This is a genomic window from Streptomyces sp. AM 4-1-1, from assembly GCF_029167625.1.
In the GTDB taxonomy this organism is placed as follows: domain Bacteria; phylum Actinomycetota; class Actinomycetes; order Streptomycetales; family Streptomycetaceae; genus Streptomyces.
On record NZ_CP119145.1, the window covers coordinates 1,559,022 to 1,579,249 of the forward strand.

General features: G+C 70.0%; 19 protein-coding genes and 1 pseudogene. 10 read left to right on the forward strand and 10 right to left on the reverse strand.

Annotated features, from left to right (window positions below; translation table 11 throughout):
* Positions 1-59 precede the first annotated feature (59 nt).
* Positions 60-1,046: a phosphatase PAP2 family protein gene (locus PZB75_RS06490; protein ID WP_275534327.1), complete on the forward strand. Its 987-nt coding sequence runs from the start codon at positions 60-62 to the stop codon at positions 1,044-1,046.
* A gap of 25 nt (positions 1,047-1,071) precedes the next feature.
* Here the strand turns inward: PZB75_RS06490 and PZB75_RS06495 are convergent, their stop codons facing one another.
* The 6 genes from PZB75_RS06495 to PZB75_RS06520 all read right to left on the reverse strand — a co-directional run bounded on the left by PZB75_RS06495 (position 1,072) and on the right by PZB75_RS06520 (position 9,220).
* Positions 1,072-2,547 (reverse strand): N,N-dimethylformamidase beta subunit family domain-containing protein, encoded by a 1,476-nt coding sequence (locus PZB75_RS06495; RefSeq protein WP_275534328.1) that lies wholly within the window; start codon positions 2,545-2,547, stop codon positions 1,072-1,074.
* Between the two features lie 272 nt (positions 2,548-2,819).
* Positions 2,820-5,810 carry a bifunctional [glutamine synthetase] adenylyltransferase/[glutamine synthetase]-adenylyl-L-tyrosine phosphorylase gene (locus PZB75_RS06500; protein WP_275534329.1) on the reverse strand — a complete coding sequence of 997 codons (2,991 nt, stop codon included), beginning with the start codon at positions 5,808-5,810 and terminating at the stop codon, positions 2,820-2,822.
* A 271-nt stretch (positions 5,811-6,081) separates the two neighbouring features.
* Positions 6,082-6,876 (reverse strand): putative protein N(5)-glutamine methyltransferase, encoded by a 795-nt coding sequence (locus tag PZB75_RS06505; RefSeq protein ID WP_275534330.1) that lies wholly within the window; start codon positions 6,874-6,876, stop codon positions 6,082-6,084.
* Between the two features lie 223 nt (positions 6,877-7,099).
* A complete protein-coding gene (locus tag PZB75_RS06510) occupies positions 7,100-7,288 on the reverse strand; it encodes a hypothetical protein (protein ID WP_275534331.1) in 189 nt (62 codons plus the stop codon).
* Between the two features lie 37 nt (positions 7,289-7,325).
* Positions 7,326-7,541 (reverse strand): hypothetical protein, encoded by a 216-nt coding sequence (locus tag PZB75_RS06515; RefSeq protein WP_275534332.1) that lies wholly within the window; start codon positions 7,539-7,541, stop codon positions 7,326-7,328.
* A 179-nt stretch (positions 7,542-7,720) separates the two neighbouring features.
* A complete protein-coding gene (locus PZB75_RS06520; RefSeq protein WP_275538615.1) occupies positions 7,721-9,220 on the reverse strand; it encodes an MDR family MFS transporter in 1,500 nt (499 codons plus the stop codon).
* Between the two features lie 159 nt (positions 9,221-9,379).
* Between PZB75_RS06520 and PZB75_RS06525 the strand changes: the two genes are divergently transcribed.
* On the forward strand, positions 9,380-9,970 hold the full coding sequence (locus PZB75_RS06525; RefSeq protein ID WP_275534333.1) for a TetR family transcriptional regulator: 591 nt from the start codon (positions 9,380-9,382) through the stop codon (positions 9,968-9,970).
* A gap of 433 nt (positions 9,971-10,403) precedes the next feature.
* Entirely contained in the window at positions 10,404-11,300 is an 897-nt protein-coding gene (locus PZB75_RS06530; protein WP_275534334.1) for a hypothetical protein, read from the forward strand.
* 176 nt (positions 11,301-11,476) lie between these two features.
* Here the strand turns inward: PZB75_RS06530 and PZB75_RS06535 are convergent, their stop codons facing one another.
* Entirely contained in the window at positions 11,477-11,872 is a 396-nt protein-coding gene (locus PZB75_RS06535; RefSeq protein ID WP_275534335.1) for a helix-turn-helix domain-containing protein, read from the reverse strand.
* A gap of 98 nt (positions 11,873-11,970) precedes the next feature.
* Here PZB75_RS06535 and PZB75_RS06540 point away from each other — a divergent pair, with 98 nt between their 5' ends.
* The gene (locus PZB75_RS06540; RefSeq protein WP_275534336.1) at positions 11,971-12,645 is read left to right on the forward strand and encodes an NAD(P)-binding domain-containing protein; all 675 of its coding nucleotides are present in this window, start codon (positions 11,971-11,973) and stop codon (positions 12,643-12,645) included.
* A 120-nt stretch (positions 12,646-12,765) separates the two neighbouring features.
* The gene (locus PZB75_RS06545) at positions 12,766-13,590 is read left to right on the forward strand and encodes an alpha/beta hydrolase (protein ID WP_275534337.1); all 825 of its coding nucleotides are present in this window, start codon (positions 12,766-12,768) and stop codon (positions 13,588-13,590) included.
* 8 nt (positions 13,591-13,598) lie between these two features.
* Here PZB75_RS06545 and PZB75_RS06550 read toward each other — a convergent pair.
* A pseudogene (locus tag PZB75_RS06550) lies at positions 13,599-14,054 on the reverse strand (IS5 family transposase); the annotation flags it as partial.
* Between the two features lie 67 nt (positions 14,055-14,121).
* Between PZB75_RS06550 and PZB75_RS06555 the strand changes: the two are divergent.
* The gene (locus PZB75_RS06555; RefSeq protein WP_275534338.1) at positions 14,122-14,670 is read left to right on the forward strand and encodes a hypothetical protein; all 549 of its coding nucleotides are present in this window, start codon (positions 14,122-14,124) and stop codon (positions 14,668-14,670) included.
* A 171-nt stretch (positions 14,671-14,841) separates the two neighbouring features.
* Here PZB75_RS06555 and PZB75_RS06560 read toward each other — a convergent pair whose 3' ends face one another.
* Together PZB75_RS06560 and glnA are read right to left on the reverse strand one after the other, a co-directional pair.
* Complete coding sequence (locus PZB75_RS06560; protein WP_275534339.1) at positions 14,842-15,600, reverse strand: GntR family transcriptional regulator; 759 nt, start codon at positions 15,598-15,600, stop codon at positions 14,842-14,844.
* 219 nt (positions 15,601-15,819) lie between these two features.
* Positions 15,820-17,181, reverse strand: a complete 1,362-nt coding sequence (gene glnA / locus PZB75_RS06565; RefSeq protein ID WP_275534340.1) for a type I glutamate--ammonia ligase — start codon at positions 17,179-17,181, stop codon at positions 15,820-15,822.
* A 243-nt stretch (positions 17,182-17,424) separates the two neighbouring features.
* Between glnA and PZB75_RS06570 the strand changes: the two genes are divergently transcribed.
* The 4 genes from PZB75_RS06570 (at position 17,425) to PZB75_RS06585 (ending at position 20,210) form a co-directional block, all read left to right on the forward strand.
* On the forward strand, positions 17,425-18,111 hold the full coding sequence (locus PZB75_RS06570) for a DUF3105 domain-containing protein (protein WP_275534341.1): 687 nt from the start codon (positions 17,425-17,427) through the stop codon (positions 18,109-18,111).
* On the forward strand, positions 18,108-18,857 hold the full coding sequence (locus tag PZB75_RS06575) for a DUF305 domain-containing protein (protein WP_275534342.1): 750 nt from the start codon (positions 18,108-18,110) through the stop codon (positions 18,855-18,857). The genes PZB75_RS06570 and PZB75_RS06575 overlap by 4 nt, the downstream gene beginning before the upstream one ends.
* Positions 18,858-18,984: 127 nt before the next feature.
* On the forward strand, positions 18,985-19,410 hold the full coding sequence (locus PZB75_RS06580) for a CBS domain-containing protein (protein WP_275534343.1): 426 nt from the start codon (positions 18,985-18,987) through the stop codon (positions 19,408-19,410).
* Positions 19,411-19,661: 251 nt separating this feature from the next.
* Positions 19,662-20,210 (forward strand): hypothetical protein, encoded by a 549-nt coding sequence (locus PZB75_RS06585; protein ID WP_275534344.1) that lies wholly within the window; start codon positions 19,662-19,664, stop codon positions 20,208-20,210.
* Positions 20,211-20,228 lie beyond the last annotated feature (18 nt).

Below are 20,228 nucleotides of genomic sequence, written 5' to 3' on the forward strand. Positions count from 1 at the left end.
CCTTGTCAGACCGGAGGATGATCGGGCAGAGGGGGACGTATCTGGCAGACTCTGTGCCTATGGGTGAATCGAGCGTGAAGCCAAAGGAAGGCCGGAAGGCGGCCGCCCCGTCACCCATCGTGGACGAGGCGCTCACCGAGGCCCAGCAAGACCCGAAGGACGCCGGGCGGACGGGACCACGCGGACGACGGTCCCCCCGCCGCCCTCGCCTCTGGTTCGAAATCCTGCTGATCGCGCTCAGTTACTGGGTGTACTCACTGGTGCGCAACGCCGTCCCCGAGCAGCGTACGGCGGCCCTGCGCAACGCCGACTGGATCTGGTCGACGGAGAAGACCCTCGGCATCGCGGTCGAAGAATCGGTCAACCACGCCGTGAATTCGGTGACATGGCTGATCATCTCGATGAACTACTACTACGCGACCCTGCACTTCGTGGTGACCGTCGGGGTCCTGGTGTGGTTGTTCCGCAGTCACCCGGGCCGGTACGCCGCGGCCCGTCTGGCCCTCTTCGCGACCACGGCGGTGGCCCTGCTCGGCTACTACCTGTATCCGCTCGCGCCACCCCGCCTGATGAACGGCGGGGACTTCGTCGACACGGTGCTGGTGCACCAGACCTGGGGCTCGATGGCCTCGGGGAACCTCAAGAACATGTCCAACCAGTACGCGGCGATGCCGTCGATGCACATCGGCTGGTCGCTCTGGTGCGGGCTGACCATCTTCGCGCTGACCTCCGCGCCGTGGGCGCGCGTCCTGGGCCTGCTGTACCCGATGGCGACGCTGCTCGTCATCGTGTCGACCGCCAACCACTTCTGGCTGGACGCGGTGGGCGGGATGGCGTGCCTGGCGTTCGGTTACGCGGTGTCGTACGCGTGGTACGGGGCGTTGCCGCAGCATCTGCCGAGGCGGATACCCGGGGGCCGGCGGACCCGGCGGGAACATCCGGACCCACCGGGCCGACCGGGCCGTCTGAGGGCGCTCACCGTGCCCTCCCCCTCCCCCGCTCCGGACGGCTCGCCCTCCTCGTCCGCCCGCGCCGGCCGGCCCTGAGGGTGATCCGCCGGTTCCGCCGGTCCTACTGACGTCGGGGCTCCAACATGCGGGTCACCAGGTTCTTGGTGGCGCGTCGGACATGCGGGTCGACATGTCCGCGCTGGCTCAGGGCCAGTGGCCAGTGGAAGGTTCCGGCGACGAACACGAGCGTGCCCACGGCGTTCTCGCACAGACCGGTGTTCTGGATCTTGCGACCGCGGCCCAGACTGTCGACGTACGGCGAACGCGACAACAGCGTCCGCGTGCTGTCCGAGGGGCGCGGCATGGAGGGGTCGAAGCCGTCGGCCTCCACGGCGATCAGATCGGGGATCGTGTCGCCGTCCCTCAGCCCGGTGCCCGCCCAGAACCAGTGACCGCTCTCGCGGACCACCAGGGGCGCGGGCTTCTTGAGGATGCCGTTGTACTGGGTACCGAGGAGTCCCTGCTCCGCCTCGCGGTGCTTCTTGCCGAGCGCGCGCCAGCGCACGGTGGGCCCCGCCGGCCCGGCGTCCGGGTCGGGCGCCTCCTTGTAGCAGGTCACCACCCGGTTCGGCCGGCCGTCGGCGGCCGGCTCCACCCGGATGTGGAAATAGATGTTGTTCGAGGCGAGGAAGGCCAGATGGGTCCCGGCGGCGACGGCTTTCTCCGCGCGGTCCCGCATGGGGCCGGACCAGTACTCGTCGTGCCCGGAGAAGACGATCGCGGTGTACCGGGAGAGATCGATCCGTCCCTCGTGGAGGTCGACGCTGCTGGCGTAGGTGACGTCGAAACCCTCGCTCTCGGCCCATCGGGCGGCGCTGGTGTCCATCTCGAACCAGCGCGGCATCCCGGACTGGGCGTAGGGCCGGTCGAAGGACACCTTGAAGGCGCGCTCCGCGCTGCCGCCCACCTGCCCGTCGGCCGTGTAGCCCTTGTAGAGGTTCTTGCCGGTGCGGCCGTCGAGCGGCCAGATGTTGTACGCCTGGTACGTCGCGAAGGGGAGGACGACCAGGATGTCGGACCGGCGCGAGGTGTCACGCACGACGAACGGTGTGTAGCTGCGGTGGCCGTCCTTCCCGGTGAAGACGGCGAGGAAGATCCCGGACACCCACTCGGTCGGGACGGTCAGCGTCCAGGTCACCGGCCAGTCGCAGGCTATGAGGCCGGTGGTGGCGTCGGCACGCGGCCGCGGCCGGGGCCGCACGGGTACCGGCTCGCCGGTCATCAGGTGGCGGGCGCCCACGCCTCCGTAGTGTCCGACGCGGTAGATCGCCACAGTGCAGTTCTGGGCGACGTGGGACGCCACGTGGAAGTCGATCGACTCGCCGGGGCTCACCGACGTCTTCGAGGCGTAGCCCTGCACCTGGGCGGACTTGTCGTCGACACCGCGGGTGCCGCCGTGACCGAGGGCCCAGCTCTTCGAGCCCGCCGCGCGGTTCTCCAGCACCACAGGGTTGTCACCGGTGCTCGCGGTCGGACGGTGCGGAACGGGCCCGGGGTCGTCGGCCATCTGGTAGCCGACGAGTGCCACGGCACCCACTCCGAAAATCCCCAGCGCAGCACGACGGGACACTTCAGGCACAGCCCACACTCCGAGACCCGGACGCCGGGCCTGCTGCCTCATGCGTCGTCATATCGCCGCGGGCGTAGTGGAGTTACCGACACGTCGCCTGGCAGCAGGCATCCATTCTACCGTCCCAGATACGCAAAAAAGTAGACGAAACCTACGGAACGGAACACCCGGAAATCGCATCTTCCCCATAAGGGCCGTCCCTGTCCGCGCGGCGGGGACGCCCACCGGCCGAGCCCGTCTCAGGCTCCGTAGAACCGCTCCTCCACCACCGCGCGAGCCCGGCGGGTGATGCGCCGGTAGTCGTCGAGCATGTCGCCCACGTGCCCCGGCTCGTAGCCCAAGTACCGCCCCACCGCCGCCAGTTCGCGGGGCCCTGCGGGGAAGGTGTCGGCGGGCCTGCCGCGTACCAGCATCACCGCGTTCCGTACGCGCGTCGCCAGCACCCACGCCTCGTCCAGGGTCTGCGCGTCCTCCACGGGGATCAGCTCCGCCGCGCACGCGGCGGCCAGCGCCACCCGGGTCCTGGTCGTCCGCAGTCCGGGCTCGGCCCAGCCGTGCTGCATCTGCATCAGCTGCACCGTCCACTCGACGTCGCTGAGGCCGCCGCGTCCCAGCTTGGTGTGGAGCGTCGGGTCGGCGCCGCGCGGCATGCGTTCGGACTCCATCCGCGCCTTGAGCCGACGGATCTCGCGGACCGCGTCGTCGCCCAGCCCCTCCATCGGATACCGCAGCGAGCCGATCAGATCGACGAAGTCGCACCCGAGGTCGGCGTCGCCCGCCATGGGCTCGGCCCGCAGCAGCGCCTGGCTCTCCCAGACCAGCCCCCAGCGCCGGTAGTACGCCTCGTACGACTTCAGCGTCCGCACCAGTGGTCCGCTCTTGCCCTCCGGCCGCAGGTCCGCGTCGATCAGCAGCGGCGGGTCGGCGGTGGGGAGCTGGAGGAGCCGGCGCATCTCGGTGACCACGGCGCCTGCGGCCCGGCTCGCCTCCTGCTCGTCGACGCCCTCGCGCGGGGCGTGCACGAACAGGACGTCGGCGTCGGAGCCGTAGCTCATCTCGTGCCCGCCGAACCGTCCCATCCCGATGACCGCGAACCGGGTCGGCAGGCTGTCGCCCCACTTCTCCCGCACGACGGCGCGCAGCGCGCCCGCGAGGGTGACCGCGTTCAGGTCGGTGACCGCGTCGCCGACCCGGTCGACGAGGGCGCCGGGGTCGGGTTCGGCGGGGTTCTCCTCCGTGCCGTACGAGCCGATCAGATCGGCGGCCGTCGTACGGAACAGCTCGCGGCGCCGGACGGCGCGCACCACCGCGATGGCGTTCTCCGCGCCGTCCGCCCGGCCCACGGCGGCCAGCACCTCCTGTTCCAGGTGGTCCCTGGTGCGGGGCCTGAGACCGCCGGGGTCGCCGAGGATGGCGACGGCCTCGGGCGCCCGCAGCAGCAGGTCGGGGGCGAGCCGCCCGGCCGACAGCACCCGGGCCAGGTTCTCCGCGGCGGCGCCCTCGTCCCGCAGCAGCCGCAGGTACCACGGGGTCTTGCCGAGGGCGTCGGAGACCTTGCGGAAGCCGAGCAGCCCGGCGTCCGGGTCGGCGGAGTCGGCGAACCAGCCGAGGAGCACCGGCAGCAGGGTCCGCTGGATGGCCGCCTTGCGCGACACCCCCGACGACAACGCCTCCAGATGGCGCAGCGCGGCGGCCGGGTCCTCGTAGCCGAGTGCCACGAGCCGGTGGGCGGCTGCCTTCGGGCTCAGCCGGGACTGGCCGGGGGTGAGCTGGGCGACGGCGTCGAGCAGCGGCCGGTAGAACAGCTTCTCGTGCAGCCGCCGGACGACGGTCGCGTGCCGCTTCCACGCCTTGTTCAGTTCGGCGATCGGGTCCGTGCGCATCCCGAGGGAGCGGCCGAGCCGCCGCAGGTCGGCGTCACCCTCGGGCACGAGGTGGGTGCGGCGCAGCCGGTAGAGCTGGATGCGGTGCTCCATGGCGCGCAGGAAGCGGTACGCGTCGTCGAGCTGCACGGCGTCGACGCGGCCCACGTATCCGGCCTCGGCGAGCGCCCGCAGCGCCTTCAGGGTGTTGCCGCTGCGCAGGGACGGGTCGCTGCGGCCGTGCACCAGCTGGAGGAGCTGTACGGCGAACTCGACGTCCCGCAGTCCGCCGGGGCCGAGCTTGATCTCCCGGTCGACGCGGTCGGCGGGGATGTTGTCGACGACGCGGCGGCGCATCTTCTGCACGTCGGCGACGAAGTTCTCCCGGTCCGCGACCTGCCAGACCAGCGGGGACACCGCGTCGACGTACTCCCGGCCCAGACCGAGGTCGCCGGCGACCGGGCGGGCCTTGAGGAGGGCCTGGAACTCCCAGGTCTTGGCCCAGCGCTGGTAGTACGCGAGGTGCGAGGACAGGGTCCGGACGAGGGGGCCGTTGCGGCCCTCGGGGCGCAGATTGGCGTCGACCGGCCAGATGGTGCCCTCGACGGTCGTGTCGGAGCAGATCCGCATCATGTGGGCGGCCAGCCGGGTCGCGGCCCGCACGGCCTCGCCCTCGTCGGCGCCGTCACGGGGCTCGGCCACGAAGATCACGTCGACGTCGGAGATGTAGTTCAGCTCGTGTCCGCCGCATTTGCCCATGGCGATGACCGCGAGCCGGCACACGGCGGCGTCCTCCGGGGCCGCGGCCTCCGCGACGGCGACCGCGGAGCGCAGCGTGGCGGTGGCCAGGTCGGCCAGCTCGGCGGCGGTCTCGGCGACGTCGATGGTTCCGCAGACGTCCCGGGCAGCTATGGCCAGCAGGCACTGCCGGTAGGCGACCCGCAGCGCGTCGGGGTCGGTGGCGGAGGCCAGGCCCTGTTCGAACTCGGGCACCCCGGGATGCAGGTCGGCGGCCTCGTAGGTGACGAGCGCGTGCCAGTCGCGGGGGTACCGCGCCAGATGGTCGCCCAGCGCCTCGGAGGCCCCGAGCACACCCAGCAGGCGGTCGCGGAGCGGCTTGGCGGTGACCAGGGTGTCCAGCAGGACCCGCCGCTCCCCCTCCTCCTCGGCCTCCACGATCCTGACGAGTCCGCGCAGGGCCAGATCGGGGTCGGCGGTCGCCCCGAGGGCTTCGAGGAGGACGGGGTCGCTGCGCACCGACGACAGGTCGGGCAGATCGAGCAGCCGCTCGGCGGCGGAGGGGTCGAAGAAGCCGTGCCGCAGCAGCCGGGTGAACGTGCTGCTCCTGCGACCCGGTGCTGTGGTCATTTCCGCGCTCTCCCGCTCGCCGGCCGATCTGGTCCCCGCAGGGCGAGCCTAACGGCCCCGCCCACGGGGGCGGTGGAGCGGCGAGCGCCCCCGGGAGCTGTCCCGTGATCCCCGACGGGTGCGCGACGACGGGCACGACACCTCACCGCGTTGCCGGAACCGGCCGACGCGCCCCGTGTGCGGACGCCCCCGCGCCTCGCGACGCGCCGCGTCCGACGTCGCCCGCCGCGCCCGCCGCTCGCCGCTTCACCAGGGACTACGGGACATCCCCTCACGCGGGTCTCGTTCCGACGACGACGGTCGCGTACAGCTCGTCGGACGTGAGCACGCGCGGTACGAGACCTCCCGCCGCGACGGTCTCCTCGGCCCGCGCCGCCTGCCGCTCGCTGGTCTCGACGAGCAGATGCCCGCCGGGCGCCAGCCACCGCGGCGCCCCGGCGACCACCCGGCGCAGGACGTCGAGTCCGTCGCCGCCGCCGTCGAGGGCCACCCGGGGTTCATGGACACGGGCCTCGGCGGGCAGCAGGTCGACGTCGTCGGTGGGTACGTACGGCACATTGGCCAGCAGGAGTCCGACGCGGCCCCGCAGGGATTCGGGGAGCGGGTCGAAGAGGTCGCCCTCGTACACCTGTCCCGTCCCCGCGATGTTGCGGCGGGCGCACCGCACCGCGGCCGGCTCGACATCGGTGGCGTGCAGTTCGACCCGGTCCAGCGCGTCGACGAGCGCCGCGCCGAGCGCCCCCGAGCCGCAGCACAGATCGACGACGACCACCGGGGCGGCGGGGCGGACGAGGTCGACGGCCTGGGAGACGAGGAATTCGGTGCGGCGGCGCGGCACGAAGACTCCGGGGTCCACGGCGATCCGCAGCCCGCGGAACTCGGCCCAGCCGAGGACGTGTTCGAGGGGCAGTCCGGCCGCTCGCCGCTCGACCATGGCGGCGAGTTCGGCGGGACCGGCGGCGTTGGCGAGGAGCAGTTCCGCCTCGTCCTCGGCGAAGACACAGCCGGCGGCACGGAGCGTGCGGGTGATCGCGGACGGGGAGAGCGGTGAGGGGAAGACCGACATGGAGCGGAGCCTTTCGGGATGCCGATGGGCGCTCCCGCGGTCACCTGTGCCGGTCGGCCGCACGTCCGTGTGGGGAGAGCACCCAGCCTGATACAGCGGTAATGGGTCTCACCTCCTGAGGACGTCCCGTACTGGGGTCGGTCACATTACATGAGCCGGGCCCGGCCGCGCCCGGCCGCTCCGGACGGCGTGGGCGGAGCCGCCGGTCGCATCCGCCGGGCCGTCACGGGAGCAGCAGCGCGGGACGCCATGGGGCGGTCGCGCCCGGTACGAGGTGGGGCCGGGCCCGGGGAACCTCGTCCGCGACCGCCGGCTCCCCCGCGGTCGTCAGCCCGTCGCCGAGCATGTGGAGCCGGACGGCGCCGCGTCCGTCGGCTCCGCGCACCTCGACCGTCGCGGGGCGCCGGGGCACGGGAAGACATGGCAGCCGACGGAACCGTGGACAGGGTCTACGGACGCGCTTCGCGGCCTCCGTCGATCAGCCGGGAGTGGACCGCCATCGAGTTGTTGATCCTGCGGGTCTCCCTGACCGCGGCGGACCGCTGCCGCTCGATCTCCTGGCCCTCGAAGTTCTCCGTCGGGCTGTTCCCCCGCCGGTTCAGCCATACGGTCAGCAGCAGCACCATCGCCAACAGCCCTGCCAGCAGCGCCAGTACAACGCCCATGAATCCCCCGTCCGGCCGTACGCCCCCTGCGTCGTCCGGTAATTGTGCGGGACGGCCATCACGGCGTCCACCGCGTCCACCACGTCCGCGGCGCCGGGCGGATCACGCGCCCGTCCCCGTACACGCGTGAACGCGCCCCGCACCAGGGCGCGTTCACATGGGTCGGGGTTCCTCCGGTGTTACAGGTCCACGCTGTCCCGGAGCTTGGTCGAGGTCAGGAACAGCGAGGCGATCACGCCGACCACCGCGATGGCGGCGGAGATCAGGAAGATGGTGCCGGTGGCGTCGCCGTAGGCGGCACGTACGACCTCCTGGATCTCGGGCGGCATCGCCGCCACGTTCAGCGTCGAGCCGCCGGAGCCGGAGGCCGCCGGGTCGACGCCCAGTTCGGCCAGACCGTGTGCGATCTTCGTGGCGACCTGGTTGGCGAGCACCGCGCCCAGCACGGACACGCCGATCGTGCCGCCGAGCGAGCGGAAGAAGGTGATCGCGCCGCTGGCCGCGCCGAGTTCGCTGAGCGGGACCGTGTTCTGGAGGACCAGCACGAGGTTCTGCATCGACATGCCGACCCCGATGCCGACCGCGAGCATTCCGAGCGAGACGAGGACCAGCGAGGTCTCGTGGTCGATGGTGGACAGCCCCAGGAAGCCCAGGGTCAGCACCACGACGCCCGCGATGATGAACGGCTTGACCTTGCCGGTCCTGGACACCAACTGCCCCGCGACGGTCGAGGCGACGAGCACACCGAGCATCAGGGGGATGGTCAGCATGCCCGCCTCGGTCGGCGAGTAGCCCCGGCCGATCTGGAAGTACTGGCCCAGGAACACCGCGCCGCCGAACATCGCCATGCCGACCGCGAGGCTGGCGACGATGGCGAGGGCGGGGTCCCTGCGGCGCACGACGTGCAGCGGGACGACCGGCTCCTTCACCCTGGCCTCGACCAGCACGGCCGCGATCAGGATGAGCGCGCTGGCGCCGACCATGACGAAGGTCTGCCAGGAGATCCAGTCGAAGTCGTTGCCGACGAAGGTCACCCACAGGAGGAGCAGGCTGACGCCGCCGGCGATGAGCGAGGCGCCCAGGTAGTCGACCTTGACGTCGGGGCGGCGGATCTCGGTGAGGTGCAGGGTGCGGGTCAGCATCACGAGCGCGATGAGCGTGAACGGTACGGCGATGAAGAAGCACCAGCGCCAGCCGAGCCACGACGTGTCGGTGATGAAGCCGCCGAGCAGCGGACCGCCGACGGTGGCGACGGCCATGACGCCACCGAGGTAGCCGTTGTAACGTCCGCGTTCCTTCGGGCTGATCATCGCGGCGATGATCACCTGGACGAGCACCTGGAGCGCGCCCATGCCGAGGCCCTGGATGGCCCGGAAGGCGATCAACTGCTCGGTGCTCCGGGCGAATCCGCAGGCGATGGACGAGATGACGAAGAGGCCGATGGCTATCTGGAGCAGCAGTTTCTTGCTGAACAGGTCGGCGAGCTTGCCCCAGATGGGCGTGGAGGCCGTCGACGCGAGCAGCATCGCGGTGACGACCCAGGTGTACTGCGACTGGGTGCCGTTCAGTGAGCCGATGATCTGCGGCAGGGCGACCGAGACCACGGTGCTGCTGATCATCGCCACGAACAGCACGATGAGCAGGCCGCTCAGCGCTTTCAGGACGTGGCGGTGGTCCATCGGCGCGACGTCGGTCGGCGCGGCCGTTTCTGCGCTCACGCGCAACCTCCGGAGGGTTCGAACAGAAGTGTGGGGTTCGGGAGTACCGAGACACCCTACATGCCCATCGGGCAATATTTCCCACTGAGCAATAATTTCCCGCCGGGGGATAATGGCGCCATGGAGAACGCTGTGGGACTGCGGGAACGCAAGAAGGAAGCCACCCGGCAGGCCGTTCACGAGGCGGCCCTGCGGCTGACGGTCGAGGTGGGCTTCGACAACGTCACGGTGGAGGCCGTCACGGACGCGGCCGGGATCTCCCGCAGAACGTTCTCCAACTACTTCACCGGCAAGGAGGACGCCCTCCTGTACGGGGAGGAGCAGCAGATCGGGAAGCTCGTCGAGCGGGTACGGGAGCAGCCGGCCGGGGAGTCGTCGTGGAGCGCGCTGCGGGCCTCCGTGAAGTCCTTCGCCGAACCGCTCTCACCGGAGCAGCGCGAATGGGCGATCCGCACCCGGCTCGCGATGCGGCACCCGTCCCTGCTCGCCCGCCAACTCGCGAACCACGCGGCGCTGGAGAAGGACCTGGCGAACGCGGTGGCGGCCCGCGAGGGCACTCCGGAGGGCTCGGTACGCCCCCGGGTCATCGCCGCGGCGTTCCTGTCGTCGCTGCGGATCGCGATGCGGATGTGGATCGAGGAGGACCTGGCGCGCGAGCCGGTCGAGGTGATCGACGAGATCCTGGACGAGATGGCCCGCAGCTTCGGGTGAGGGGCCGGAGGACGGCTGCTCGATCGCAAGAAGGCGGTGTGCCGGACGCGAAGAGTATGATCAGCCGACCCTGGATGAGGCACTTGGATAGGGGGTCACTCAATGGGTGGACAGGACCTCGATCCGTCCGATCACACCAAGAAGGACGTGAGGGACGCCCTCAAGGCGCTGACGGCCGCGGGATGGACGATCAGGGCGGCCGCTCACTGGGGCACCCTGAAATGCCCCTGCGGCGAAACATGTCTGACGATCCCGATACCAGGCACCCCCAAAAACCCCAGCTCAGCGGCCCGGAGAATCATCCAGGCAGCCAAGCGCTGCCCGCTGCCGCAGGACGACCCACGGCGGACCGTCCACTCTGTTGTCAATTGACAACAGACGTCGTCTCCGCGAAACTGGCCCCGTGGCACCGAGTGTGGAGGAAGCGGCAACGATGGAGTTCGAGTTCTCTTTTATCGTTGACGGAATCTCGGTCGACGACGAGGCCGTGGGCGTTCTGTACGAAAACTACGACGCCTTGTTGCTGTCGCAAGGAGGCCGGAGCGTCCTGGTCATCACCGGCGAAGGGCAGGATGCCGTCCAGGCGGCACATGCCGTGATCGGTTCCCTCAAGACCCTGATGCCACAGGTGTCGGTCATGCGTCTCGACGCCGATCTGGTCGGTGTGGCCGACATCGCGGACAGGGTGCAGCGCTCTCGGCAGAATGTCGCCCAGTGGGTCAACGGTGAGCGCAACGCCGGCGGCGTGGACGGTTTCCCCTCACCGGAGGGGACCATCGGACGGTCCCACGTCTGGCGCTGGGCCGAGGTCAACGAATGGCTGAGCACGGTCGGGCTCGGCGACGGAATTGTCCGGCCGAACCGGGAACAGGCTCTGATCATCGACCTGATGATCACGCAGTGGCTGCGGGCGATGAAGCAGGGCCGTCCGGCTCTTGAGATCATCGCGGAGCAGGACGACAGGGCCAATGACCGGGTGCGGGTCATGAACCTCCTGGGTGAGGCCATGCAGGACTCCGCCTTCATCGACCAACTGGCCTCTCTGCCGCGCAAGGACCCCCATCGCCTGAAGGTCGTGTGCGCCGTGCTCCTCGATCCGCTCTCGAAGATCATCGGCGAACTCGGTTCCGACGAACTGTCAGGGGCTCTCGCCGTCATCTCCGATGAAGGCGAGCTCCACATGACACCGATTGCGGCAACGCCGCTGCCGGGAACCGTTCCGGCGGCGAGTATCGGCCTCGGCCCGTACGCCACAGTCGGAGACCTGGTGCTTCTGCAGAGAAACGGCACCGTGGACCGCGAGACTCCGCTGTCTCTCGACTTCGTCTGACGTACCCGATACGCGGGAATGACGAGGCGCTGAACGGAACCGGGGCGGCAACGCCGTTACGAGCGGTACCGGCACCGCTGTCGTGACCGGCGATGTCCGCCCGGGAGGCACCGGACACCGACGGCCTGCGCATCCCCCACCTCAATCTCCGAGGACCGTTCCCCGGTCAGGGGCGGTCAGGGTGCGGAACCCGGTGCCCGTCGAGCGGTTGCCGCACTCTCCTGAGCGTCGAGAAGCTCGTCGCCATGCTCGATCGCCCAGCGTCCGAGCGCCTCCATCGGGCCGTCGACCAGGCTCCGCCCCAGGCCGGTCAGGCCGTACTCGACGCGAGGCGGCGCCTCGGCATGCGCATGACGGCCGATCAGGCCCCCGGCGAGCAGTCTGCGCAGTGCGTCCGTCAGGACCTTGTCGCTGATGCCGCCGATCGCGGCACGCAGTTCACGGCGCCGGCGCGGTCCCGGGCGAAGGGCGGCCAGGACGACGGGGTCCCATGTATGGGTGAACAGATCGGTGGCCGCGCGCAGACGGCAGTCGGCGACCCGCTCGTAGCAGTGGGCTTCGTGATCGCTCATCTCACCGGCCATCATCGCGTGTTCGAAACACACCGATCGGTGCGCAACGCCTTTTCTACCGTGGCTGTCCGAAGACCACCGTGTGAGAGGGAGCGACGATGCGCATCGGAATTCTGGGCACAGGAACGCTGGCGACCGCCCTGGCCGAGGGCTGGGCCCGTGCGGGACACGAGGTGGCGGTCGGCGGGCGGTCGCAGGCCAAGACGCGGAACCTCGCCGATCGACTGGGCCGGGGGGTACGAGCCGTCGAACCGCGCGAGGCGGTCAGGGATCGCGACGCGGTGCTGCTCGCCGTGTCGTCGGATGCCGTCGAGGACATGTTGGGCCTCGCGGACGCGCCCGACGGCTCGCTGGAGGGAACACCGTTGATTGATCCGACGAACTCTGTCGAGCACGGCGTCGGCGTGCTGCTCACCGAGCGGGGCGAGTCGACGGCGGAGCGGATCGCCGGTCTGGCCCCAGGAGCTCATGTCGTCAAGGCGTTCCACCTCTTCGCCGCCCAGCAGTGGGTGAGAGGTCCGGGCGGCGACGAGCCCCCGGTGACGGTGGCGATGTGCGGCGACGACCCGGCGGCGCTTGGGGTCGTCGGCGAGCTGGTACGTGCTGTCGGCGGGGCGCCGGCCGTACTGGGCTCGTTGGATCGCGCCCGTCAGCTTGAGGAAGTGGCCGGTTTCGTCATCGGGCTTGCCTTCGCCGGCGTCGATCCGAGGTCCGCGGTCCCGCACGTCCCGTCCCCGAACACCCCATCGCGCTCACCGAGCGCCTCTGTGTGACCGCCAGTGCCGTGACCGGCACCAGGGCGTGTCCGGCGGGTCATGCAGTCGGGCTGAGAAGCCGCATGAGCTGTGGAAATTCGGTGGACCGTCCTGGGCGGACCGTGCGATGGTCCTGGCATGTCGAGCGTGATCGAGATGTCAGAGTCCTTCGCGTCCTTTGAATCGTTTGAGTCCTTCGATGGGACCGCCATTAGCTGGCAACAGCTCGGTTCCGGGCCGCCGGTCGTCATGGTCCATGGCTCCGGCGGCGGCCTGCACTCCTGGCAGCCGGTGGCCGAACGACTCGCCGACCGGTTCGAGCTGTGGACGCCCGCCCGGCGCGGTTACGCCCCGAGCGGAGCAGGTCGGTCGCCGAAGTGCTTCACCGACGAGGTGGGTGACCTGAGGACACTGATCGACAAGATCGGGTGTCCCGTGCACCTGGTCGGCATGTCCTATGGCGCCACCGTCGCCCTGCACGCCGCGGCGGCTGGACTGCCGGTTCGCTCCCTGGTGCTGTGGGAGCCCCCGCTGTATGCAGCCGGCGAAAAACTGACTCCCGTACTCGCCGAGTTCGAGGACCTGACCGCACACGGTGACCGACGGCGGGCAGATCGGCTGCTGGCGGAGAAAGTGGCCCGCGTCCCGGCCAAGCTGCTGGACCTCATGGATGCGGTCGGGGCGGACGACGACGACCCCTCTGACGCGCCTGGCTGGTGCCGTGACCTCGAATCGATGGCCGCCGACTCGGTGGGAGTGGAACGCTGGTCTGCGGTCACCGTCCCAACGCTGTTGATGCGGGGCGCCGACACCTGGGAGCCGATGCCGGCGACGCTCGACCGGCTCGCGACCGCGCTGCCCCACGTCACCTACGTGACCTTCCCCGGCCAGATGCACTTCGCGCCGTCGCTTGTCCCCGAAGACGTGGCGGCGGAGATCACTCGCTTCTTGCCGCGTTCCTGAAGTCATCGTCCGCCGTCACTTGCGAGATGGACTTCGCAGGTCAGGCCGCCCCGGAAGCGTCCGAGTCCCCCGTCGGGGCGGTGCTGCCGGGGCATGCGTCCTTCCCCGGTGGCCTCGGGGGCTTCTTGCGTGCTCCGGCGGCGTGCTGGCGGGTCCGGCGGGAGGTGGCGTCCACGCTCACCATCAACCAGTCGATGCGGCCTTCCGCGTCAGCGTCGGCCAGGACAGCCGCGAAGCTCCTGTCCCAGGTACCATCCGCTGACCAGCGCCGATGCCGTTCGTACACGGTCTTCCACTTACCGAATCGCGCACGCAGATCCCGCCACGGCACCCCGGTCCGGTTCCGTTAGACCTCCGTTGATGATCCTGCGGTGGCTGCCCCAACGGCCTCCGCGTTGACCCGACTTCGGTAGCTGCGGCCTCAGCCGGGCCCATTCTTCGCTTGTGAGATCTCCCCGCCCCATGAGCATGCCAACGAAGCAAGACCGAGCCGGTCACAAGATCCGCCGGACACGCCCTAGCATCCACGGCATGATCAGCGATGCGATGACCGAGCTGCGTCTTCGGGATTCACCGACGAGCAGGCACATCGACTTCGGGGCCCTCGATGGATACCGCTTCGCAGACGGCGAGGGATTTCCCGCTTCCTACCGTGCTTTCGTCCGCTATGCGGGGTGGGGACGCACCTTCGGGCTGTGGCTGATATACCCACCGGTCCGACCGGGATACGCGGACGGCCTGCACGGCCGGGGCGCCCAGCTCACGAAGCGTTTCCGTGCGAGCTACCGAGACGGAGAGCGCGAGGCGTTCGACTGGATGGTGGAACCGGACGGCCACTGGTCCCTGGCTGCCACTCTGGAGGTCTTCGCGTGGAGCGAGAACGGCGACGCCCTGTTGTGGAACAGCGCATCACGCACCACGGACGGGGAGTTCCCCATCTGGGAGTCACGCGGTGTCGACTCCCTGCACCACCTCGGCACAGACCTCCGCGAGGCGCTACCACTGATGCGTGAGCGATCCGACAGCGTCTTCGGGCCCCGCCCGTTCGACGTGGAGCCGTTGCCCGCCACCCGTCTCTGAACGGGCTTCCGCTGCTGTCCGCGTCCGAGCACGCGGACAGGGCGTCCAAGGCCGTTCTGTGACAAGCGACCTGGACACCGCGTTCCATCCACGCGTGGACGCGCGTCGGTGGCAGGAGCTCGGGCGCGGCACGGTGCCTCGACAAGGTCGAGAAACCCGCGACAGCCAGCTCTACGCGTCGAATTCGTACTCAAGGATGTGGGACGCGGAGTCGAGCGTCATCTCGTTCACCTCGACGGGGCGGCCCTCGTCAGCGAACGCTGTGCGGCAGATCAGCATGACGGGAGTACCTGCCGGGAGTCCCAGCTCCCCGGCCTCGGCACCTGAGGGCATGCGCGAGCGGATCTCCTCCCGGAAGTGGACGGGCTCAAAGCCCAGTTCGGCAAGTCGCGCATATGTGCCACCGGGGCCGGTGTCTTCCCGTGTGATCGCGGACCCCGCCACCAGAGAGGCGGGGAGGTACGAGGTGGCCAGCAGAATCGGCTTGCCGTCCAGGACGAAGCGACGACGACGCACGCAGAGACGACTCCCCGGCTCGACCCCCAGCACTCCGGCGATGCGGTCCGGTGCCGGTTCCTCCGTGACGCCCACCTTGTCCACCACGAGGGTGCGGCCTTCCGCGTCCGCCGCCCAGATCGATCGGCCCTCGCCCCACCGCGACCGGGTCAGACGCTTGACACCCTGACGCCTCAAAGGGCGAAACGAGCGTACAAAAACCCCCGCACCCTGCCGGGACTCGGCAATGCCTTCGCTCTGCAGAACGCCCAGAGCCTGCCGGGCGGTCATGCGCGCCACGTCGTGTTCGGCCATCAAGTCGTTCTCGCCCGGCAGTCGATCGCCAGGGCCGTATCGACCTGCCTGAATGGCATCCCTCAGCGCATCGGCGATCCGCTGGTACTTCGGCTGCCGCTTGGCGCCTTCGGTGGCCATGAATGATCTCTCCCTTTCCTCTCCGGACAGCCTGGAAGTTCCTCCCGTGGGAGGGACCCACGTCCCGCGTGAAACGGCGCCGACCTGACGGACTCGCTTGTCCCCTGACAAGCTCGCCTCGATCGCCCGGGGTCGCAGCCGCACCGGACGGCCCACCGCAGACGAAACGGCCCCCAGCCCGGCGGTGTCGCACCGCCGGGCCGAATTCGCGCACGGGCGTCACAGCACCGGCAGCAGGTTCTTCAGCTCGAAGGCCGTGACCTCGCTGCGGTACTCCTCCCATTCCTGCTTCTTGTTGCGGAGGAAGAAGTCGAAGACGTGCTCGCCCAGTGTCTCGGCGACCAGTTCGCTCTTCTCCATCAGGGAGATCGCCTCGCCCAGGTTCTGCGGGAGCGGTTCGATGCCCATCGCGCGGCGTTCCGCGTCGGAGAGGGCCCAGACGTCGTCGTCGGCGCCCGCCGGGAGTTCGTAGCCCTCCTCGATGCCCTTGAGGCCGGCCGCGAGCAGGACCGCGTAGGTCAGGTAGGGGTTGGCACCGGAATCGATGGAGCGGACCTCGACGCGGGCCGAGCCTGTCTTGCCCGGCTTGTACATCGGTACGCGGATCAGCGCCGAGCGGTTGTTGTGGCCCCAGCAGATGTACGAGGGTGCCTCGCCGCCCGCGCCCGCGCTGCGGGCCGAGCCGCCCCAGATGCGTTTGTACGAGTTGACCCACTGGTTGGTGACCGCGGCGATCTCCGCGGCGTGGGTGAGCAGGCCCGCGATGAACGAGCGGCCGACCTTGGACAGTTGGTACTCGGCGCCCGACTCGTAGAACGCGTTGCGGTCGCCCTCGAAGAGGGAGAGGTGGGTGTGCATCCCCGAACCCGGGTACTCCGAGAACGGTTTGGGCATGAAGGTGGCCTGCACGCCCTGCTCCAGCGCGACCTGCTTCATGACCAGCCGGAAGGTCATGATGTTGTCGGCGGTCGAGAGCGCGTCGGCGTACCGCAGGTCGATCTCCTGTTGTCCCGGAGCGCCCTCGTGGTGGCTGAACTCGACCGAGATGCCCATGGATTCAAGCATGGTGATGGCCTGGCGGCGGAAGTCCATGCCGACGTTCTGCGGGGTGTGGTCGAAGTAGCCGGAGCTGTCGGCGGGGGTCGGCCGGGTGCCGTTGACCGGCTTGTCCTTCAGCAGGAAGAACTCGATCTCCGGATGGGTGTAGAAGGTGAAGCCGAGGTCGGAGGTGCGGGCGAGGATGCGCTTGAGCACGTACCGCGGATCGGCGAACGACGGGGAGCCGTCGGGCATCAGGATGTCGCAGAACATCCGGGCCGTGCCGGGGGCCTCCGCGCGCCAGGGCAGGATCTGGAACGTGCCGGGGTCCGGCTTCGCGATCATGTCCGATTCGTAGACCCGGGCGAAGCCCTCGATGGCGGAGCCGTCGAAGCCGATTCCCTCGTCGAACGCCTGCTCCAGTTCGGCGGGGGCCACGGCCACGGACTTGAGGAATCCGAGGACATCGGTGAACCACAGCCGTACGAAACGGATGTCGCGCTCCTCAAGCGTCCGGAGGACGAATTCCTGCTGCTTGTCCATAGCCACATCCTTGCAGTTCAGACGGCCTGTGCACCACCGCCCGGGGTAGGGGAGGGACTCCGGTGTCACGACCCGGGATGTCCCCCAGATTACGCACACGACAGGCGATGGGGCACCCGGCCACCCACTACGATCGGCGCCCGTGGTGTGCACGGGTCGTAGCCGTCTCGTGGCTGCCTCGCGCACACTCGTCGCCCGACCGTTCCGTCCCTTCCCAAGCCTTTCGCAGAAGGACCTGACGACATGAGCTTCGACCGCAGGACCCGCATCGAGCAGCTGCGCAACACCGAGCGCGCGCGGGAGCGCCGCAACCGTGTCCTCGCCATAAGCCTGAGCGCCGTCGTGGTCGCCGGGCTGGTCGGCTTCGGCTCCTACATGCTGCTGGAGAACTCCGAGGCGTCGGAGGCGAAGCAGACGGCCCAGGAGAGCGACGCCAAGCACCCCGACGGCGACCACGGTGACACCGACAGCACAGACAAGGCGCCCATCGAGGGCGAGAAGTCGTGGGACGCCAAGACGCTGACCCGCAATCACGTCACCACGGCGGTGACGTACCCGATGAAGCCTCCGGTCGGCGGTGACCACAACCCCGTATGGATGAATTGCGACGGGAAGGTCTACAAGAAGGCCATCCCCGACGTGAACGCCGTGCACGCGCTGGAGCACGGTTCGGTCTGGGTGACGTACACGGACAAGGCGCCGGACGCCGATGTACGGAAGCTGGCGGAGCGGGTCGAGAAGACCCCGTACTCGCTCATGAGCCCGTACGAGGACCAGGCCGGGACGATCATGCTGAGCGCGTGGGGCAAGCAGGTCACGGTGGACGGCGCGGACGACCCGCGGGTGGCGAAGTTCTTCGCTCGCTACGTGCAGGGGCCGCAGACACCCGAGCCGGGTGCCTCGTGCACGGGCGGGCTGGAGGGCGAGTGAGCCGGACATCGCGCACCCGGTGGGTGACGGGTTCCGCCGTCGCGCTGGCGCTGCTCTTCGCGGGGGCGGCGACGGTCGCCTCCGCGCGAGGTGACGGCCCGGACGGCGGGCACGCGCACGCCGCGTCCGCGCCGGTGGTGCGGGTGCCGTCGGACACGTCGGCCGACGCGGGATTCGCCCGTGACATGTCGGTCCACCACCAGCAGGCCGTGGAGATGTCGTTCATCGTGCGGGACCGTACGCGGGACGAGGACGTCCGGCGGCTGGCGTACGACATCGCCAACACCCAGGCCAACCAGCGCGGGATGCTGCTCGGCTGGCTGGACCTGTGGGAACTGCCGAAGGTCGCCACCGACGAGGAGCCGATGGCCTGGATGGCCGCTCCCGGGCACGGCGCGCACCACATGGACGGCACGGACGACATGGCGGGGATGGAGGGAATGGAGGGCATGAAGGGGGCCGGGGGCGGTTACCAGGCCCACGACGGCTCCCTGATGCCCGGGATGGCCACCAGGACCGAGCTGGCACGGCTCCGCGCCGCCGACGGCAAGGCCGCCGAGATCCTGTACCTCCAGCTGATGACCGACCATCACAGGGGCGGCGTCGACATGGCCCTCGGCTGTGTACGGCTGTGCACGGTCACTGCCGAGAAGCGGCTGGCGCGGGGCATGGTCGACGCACAGCGGTCGGAGCTGGACGCGATGGCCGCGATGCTGGCCGAACGGGGAGCGAAACCCCGGCCGTGAGGCGGGTCCCCGCCGGACCGTACGCACCCGAACGGGTGACAGCGGTCGCGTGCCCCGGGCGGGCCCATGACGATGGGTGCGCTCGGGGTCGTACGGCAGAGTCCACCGGTACGCAGGAGGAATCCCCATGACCACCGCCAAAGACATCATGAACCCGGGAACGCAGTGGATTCCGGCGCACGAGACGCTGGACCGCGCCGCGCAGCTGATGCGTGACCACAACGTCGGCGCGCTCCCCATCTCCGCCAACGGTGAGCAGGACCGGATGGTCGGCATCCTCACGGACCGCGACATCGTGATCGGCTGTGTGGCGAAGGGGCACGATCCGTCGAAGGTGACGGCGGGCGAACTCGCCCAGGGCACACCGCGCTGGATCGACTCGGCGGCGGAGGTGGGTGAGGTGCTGGAGGAGATGCAGAGCCACCGCATCCGCCGGCTCCCGGTGGTCGAGAACAAGAGGCTGGTCGGCATGATCAGTGAGGCAGATCTAGCGCAGCATCTCTCCGAGGACCAGATCGCCGGATGGGCCGAGATGGTGTACTCCAGCCGCTAGGGGGCGGGGCGGGGTGGGGTGGGGTGGCCGTCGGTCGGGCGCCTCGCCCCGAGTGCGTCGGCCGCGGCCTCGCCCCGTGGCTGGGGCCCCGGTGTCGCGGGTGTCGGTGTCGCGGGGGCCGGTGTGGCGCGGGTGTCGCGGGTCCCGGTGTCGCGCGGGTGTCGCGGAGGTCGCGGGGGTGGGTGTCGGGGCGCCGGTGTCGTGCCGGGCGGTTCCGTGTGCGCATACCCGGCGGGGGTAGGGTGATCCGCATGGCCGGGAGGAAGCGGGGCGCGACGTGCGGGCGGTTGCTGCTGTTCGCCGCGCTGCTCCTCGGCGTCTTCACCATGCACACCGTGGGGCACCCCGCCGGGCACGGTGACGCCGATTCGTCGGCGGCCGTCGTGACGGTGGAGCACGCCCCGCCCGGCCTGGTGTCGTCAGGCACGGCGCACGCGATGTCCGGAGCCGGCGCGGCGGACGACGCCATGCCCGGAGCGGACATGGCGGCCCCGGTCTCCGGGGCCGGCGCGGCGGAGGTCCAGGGCGCGTCGGACGTTCTCTCCCCGTTCTCCCCGTCGGGTGCCGAGCAGGTCTCCGGTCACCTCCCGATGAGCGGGACGGACCCGATGGCGGTCTGTCTCGCCGTACTGAGCACCTGGGGCGCCGCCCTGCTGGTGATCCGCCTGGTCGCGGCCCGGCGCCGGTCCGGGGACCGTCCCTCGCCGCAGGGCGTCGGGGCGAAGCTCTGTCGGGCACTGTGGCCCGATTCCCCACCCCACAGGACTGACCTCACCGAGTTGTCGGTGCTGCGCGTATAGGAGCGGGTGTCGCTCGTC

Bases quoted from the DNA above. Each gene is read 5' to 3' on its own strand.
- PZB75_RS06555 (WP_275534338.1), top strand. From the start codon at position 14,122: ATGATCAGCGATGCGATGACCGAGCTGCGTCTTCGGGATTCACCGACG.
- PZB75_RS06535 (WP_275534335.1), bottom strand. From the start codon at position 11,872: ATGAGCGATCACGAAGCCCACTGCTACGAGCGGGTCGCCGACTGCCGT.
- PZB75_RS06570 (WP_275534341.1), top strand. From the start codon at position 17,425: ATGAGCTTCGACCGCAGGACCCGCATCGAGCAGCTGCGCAACACCGAG.
- glnA (WP_275534340.1), bottom strand. From the start codon at position 17,181: ATGGACAAGCAGCAGGAATTCGTCCTCCGGACGCTTGAGGAGCGCGAC.
- PZB75_RS06560 (WP_275534339.1), bottom strand. From the start codon at position 15,600: ATGGCCACCGAAGGCGCCAAGCGGCAGCCGAAGTACCAGCGGATCGCC.
- PZB75_RS06525 (WP_275534333.1), top strand. From the start codon at position 9,380: ATGGAGAACGCTGTGGGACTGCGGGAACGCAAGAAGGAAGCCACCCGG.
- PZB75_RS06580 (WP_275534343.1), top strand. From the start codon at position 18,985: ATGACCACCGCCAAAGACATCATGAACCCGGGAACGCAGTGGATTCCG.
- PZB75_RS06530 (WP_275534334.1), top strand. From the start codon at position 10,404: ATGGAGTTCGAGTTCTCTTTTATCGTTGACGGAATCTCGGTCGACGAC.
- PZB75_RS06585 (WP_275534344.1), top strand. From the start codon at position 19,662: ATGGCCGGGAGGAAGCGGGGCGCGACGTGCGGGCGGTTGCTGCTGTTC.
- PZB75_RS06505 (WP_275534330.1), bottom strand. From the start codon at position 6,876: ATGTCGGTCTTCCCCTCACCGCTCTCCCCGTCCGCGATCACCCGCACG.
- PZB75_RS06520 (WP_275538615.1), bottom strand. From the start codon at position 9,220: ATGGACCACCGCCACGTCCTGAAAGCGCTGAGCGGCCTGCTCATCGTG.
- PZB75_RS06545 (WP_275534337.1), top strand. From the start codon at position 12,766: ATGTCGAGCGTGATCGAGATGTCAGAGTCCTTCGCGTCCTTTGAATCG.
- PZB75_RS06500 (WP_275534329.1), bottom strand. From the start codon at position 5,810: ATGACCACAGCACCGGGTCGCAGGAGCAGCACGTTCACCCGGCTGCTG.
- PZB75_RS06490 (WP_275534327.1), top strand. From the start codon at position 60: ATGGGTGAATCGAGCGTGAAGCCAAAGGAAGGCCGGAAGGCGGCCGCC.
- PZB75_RS06540 (WP_275534336.1), top strand. From the start codon at position 11,971: ATGCGCATCGGAATTCTGGGCACAGGAACGCTGGCGACCGCCCTGGCC.
- PZB75_RS06515 (WP_275534332.1), bottom strand. From the start codon at position 7,541: ATGGGCGTTGTACTGGCGCTGCTGGCAGGGCTGTTGGCGATGGTGCTG.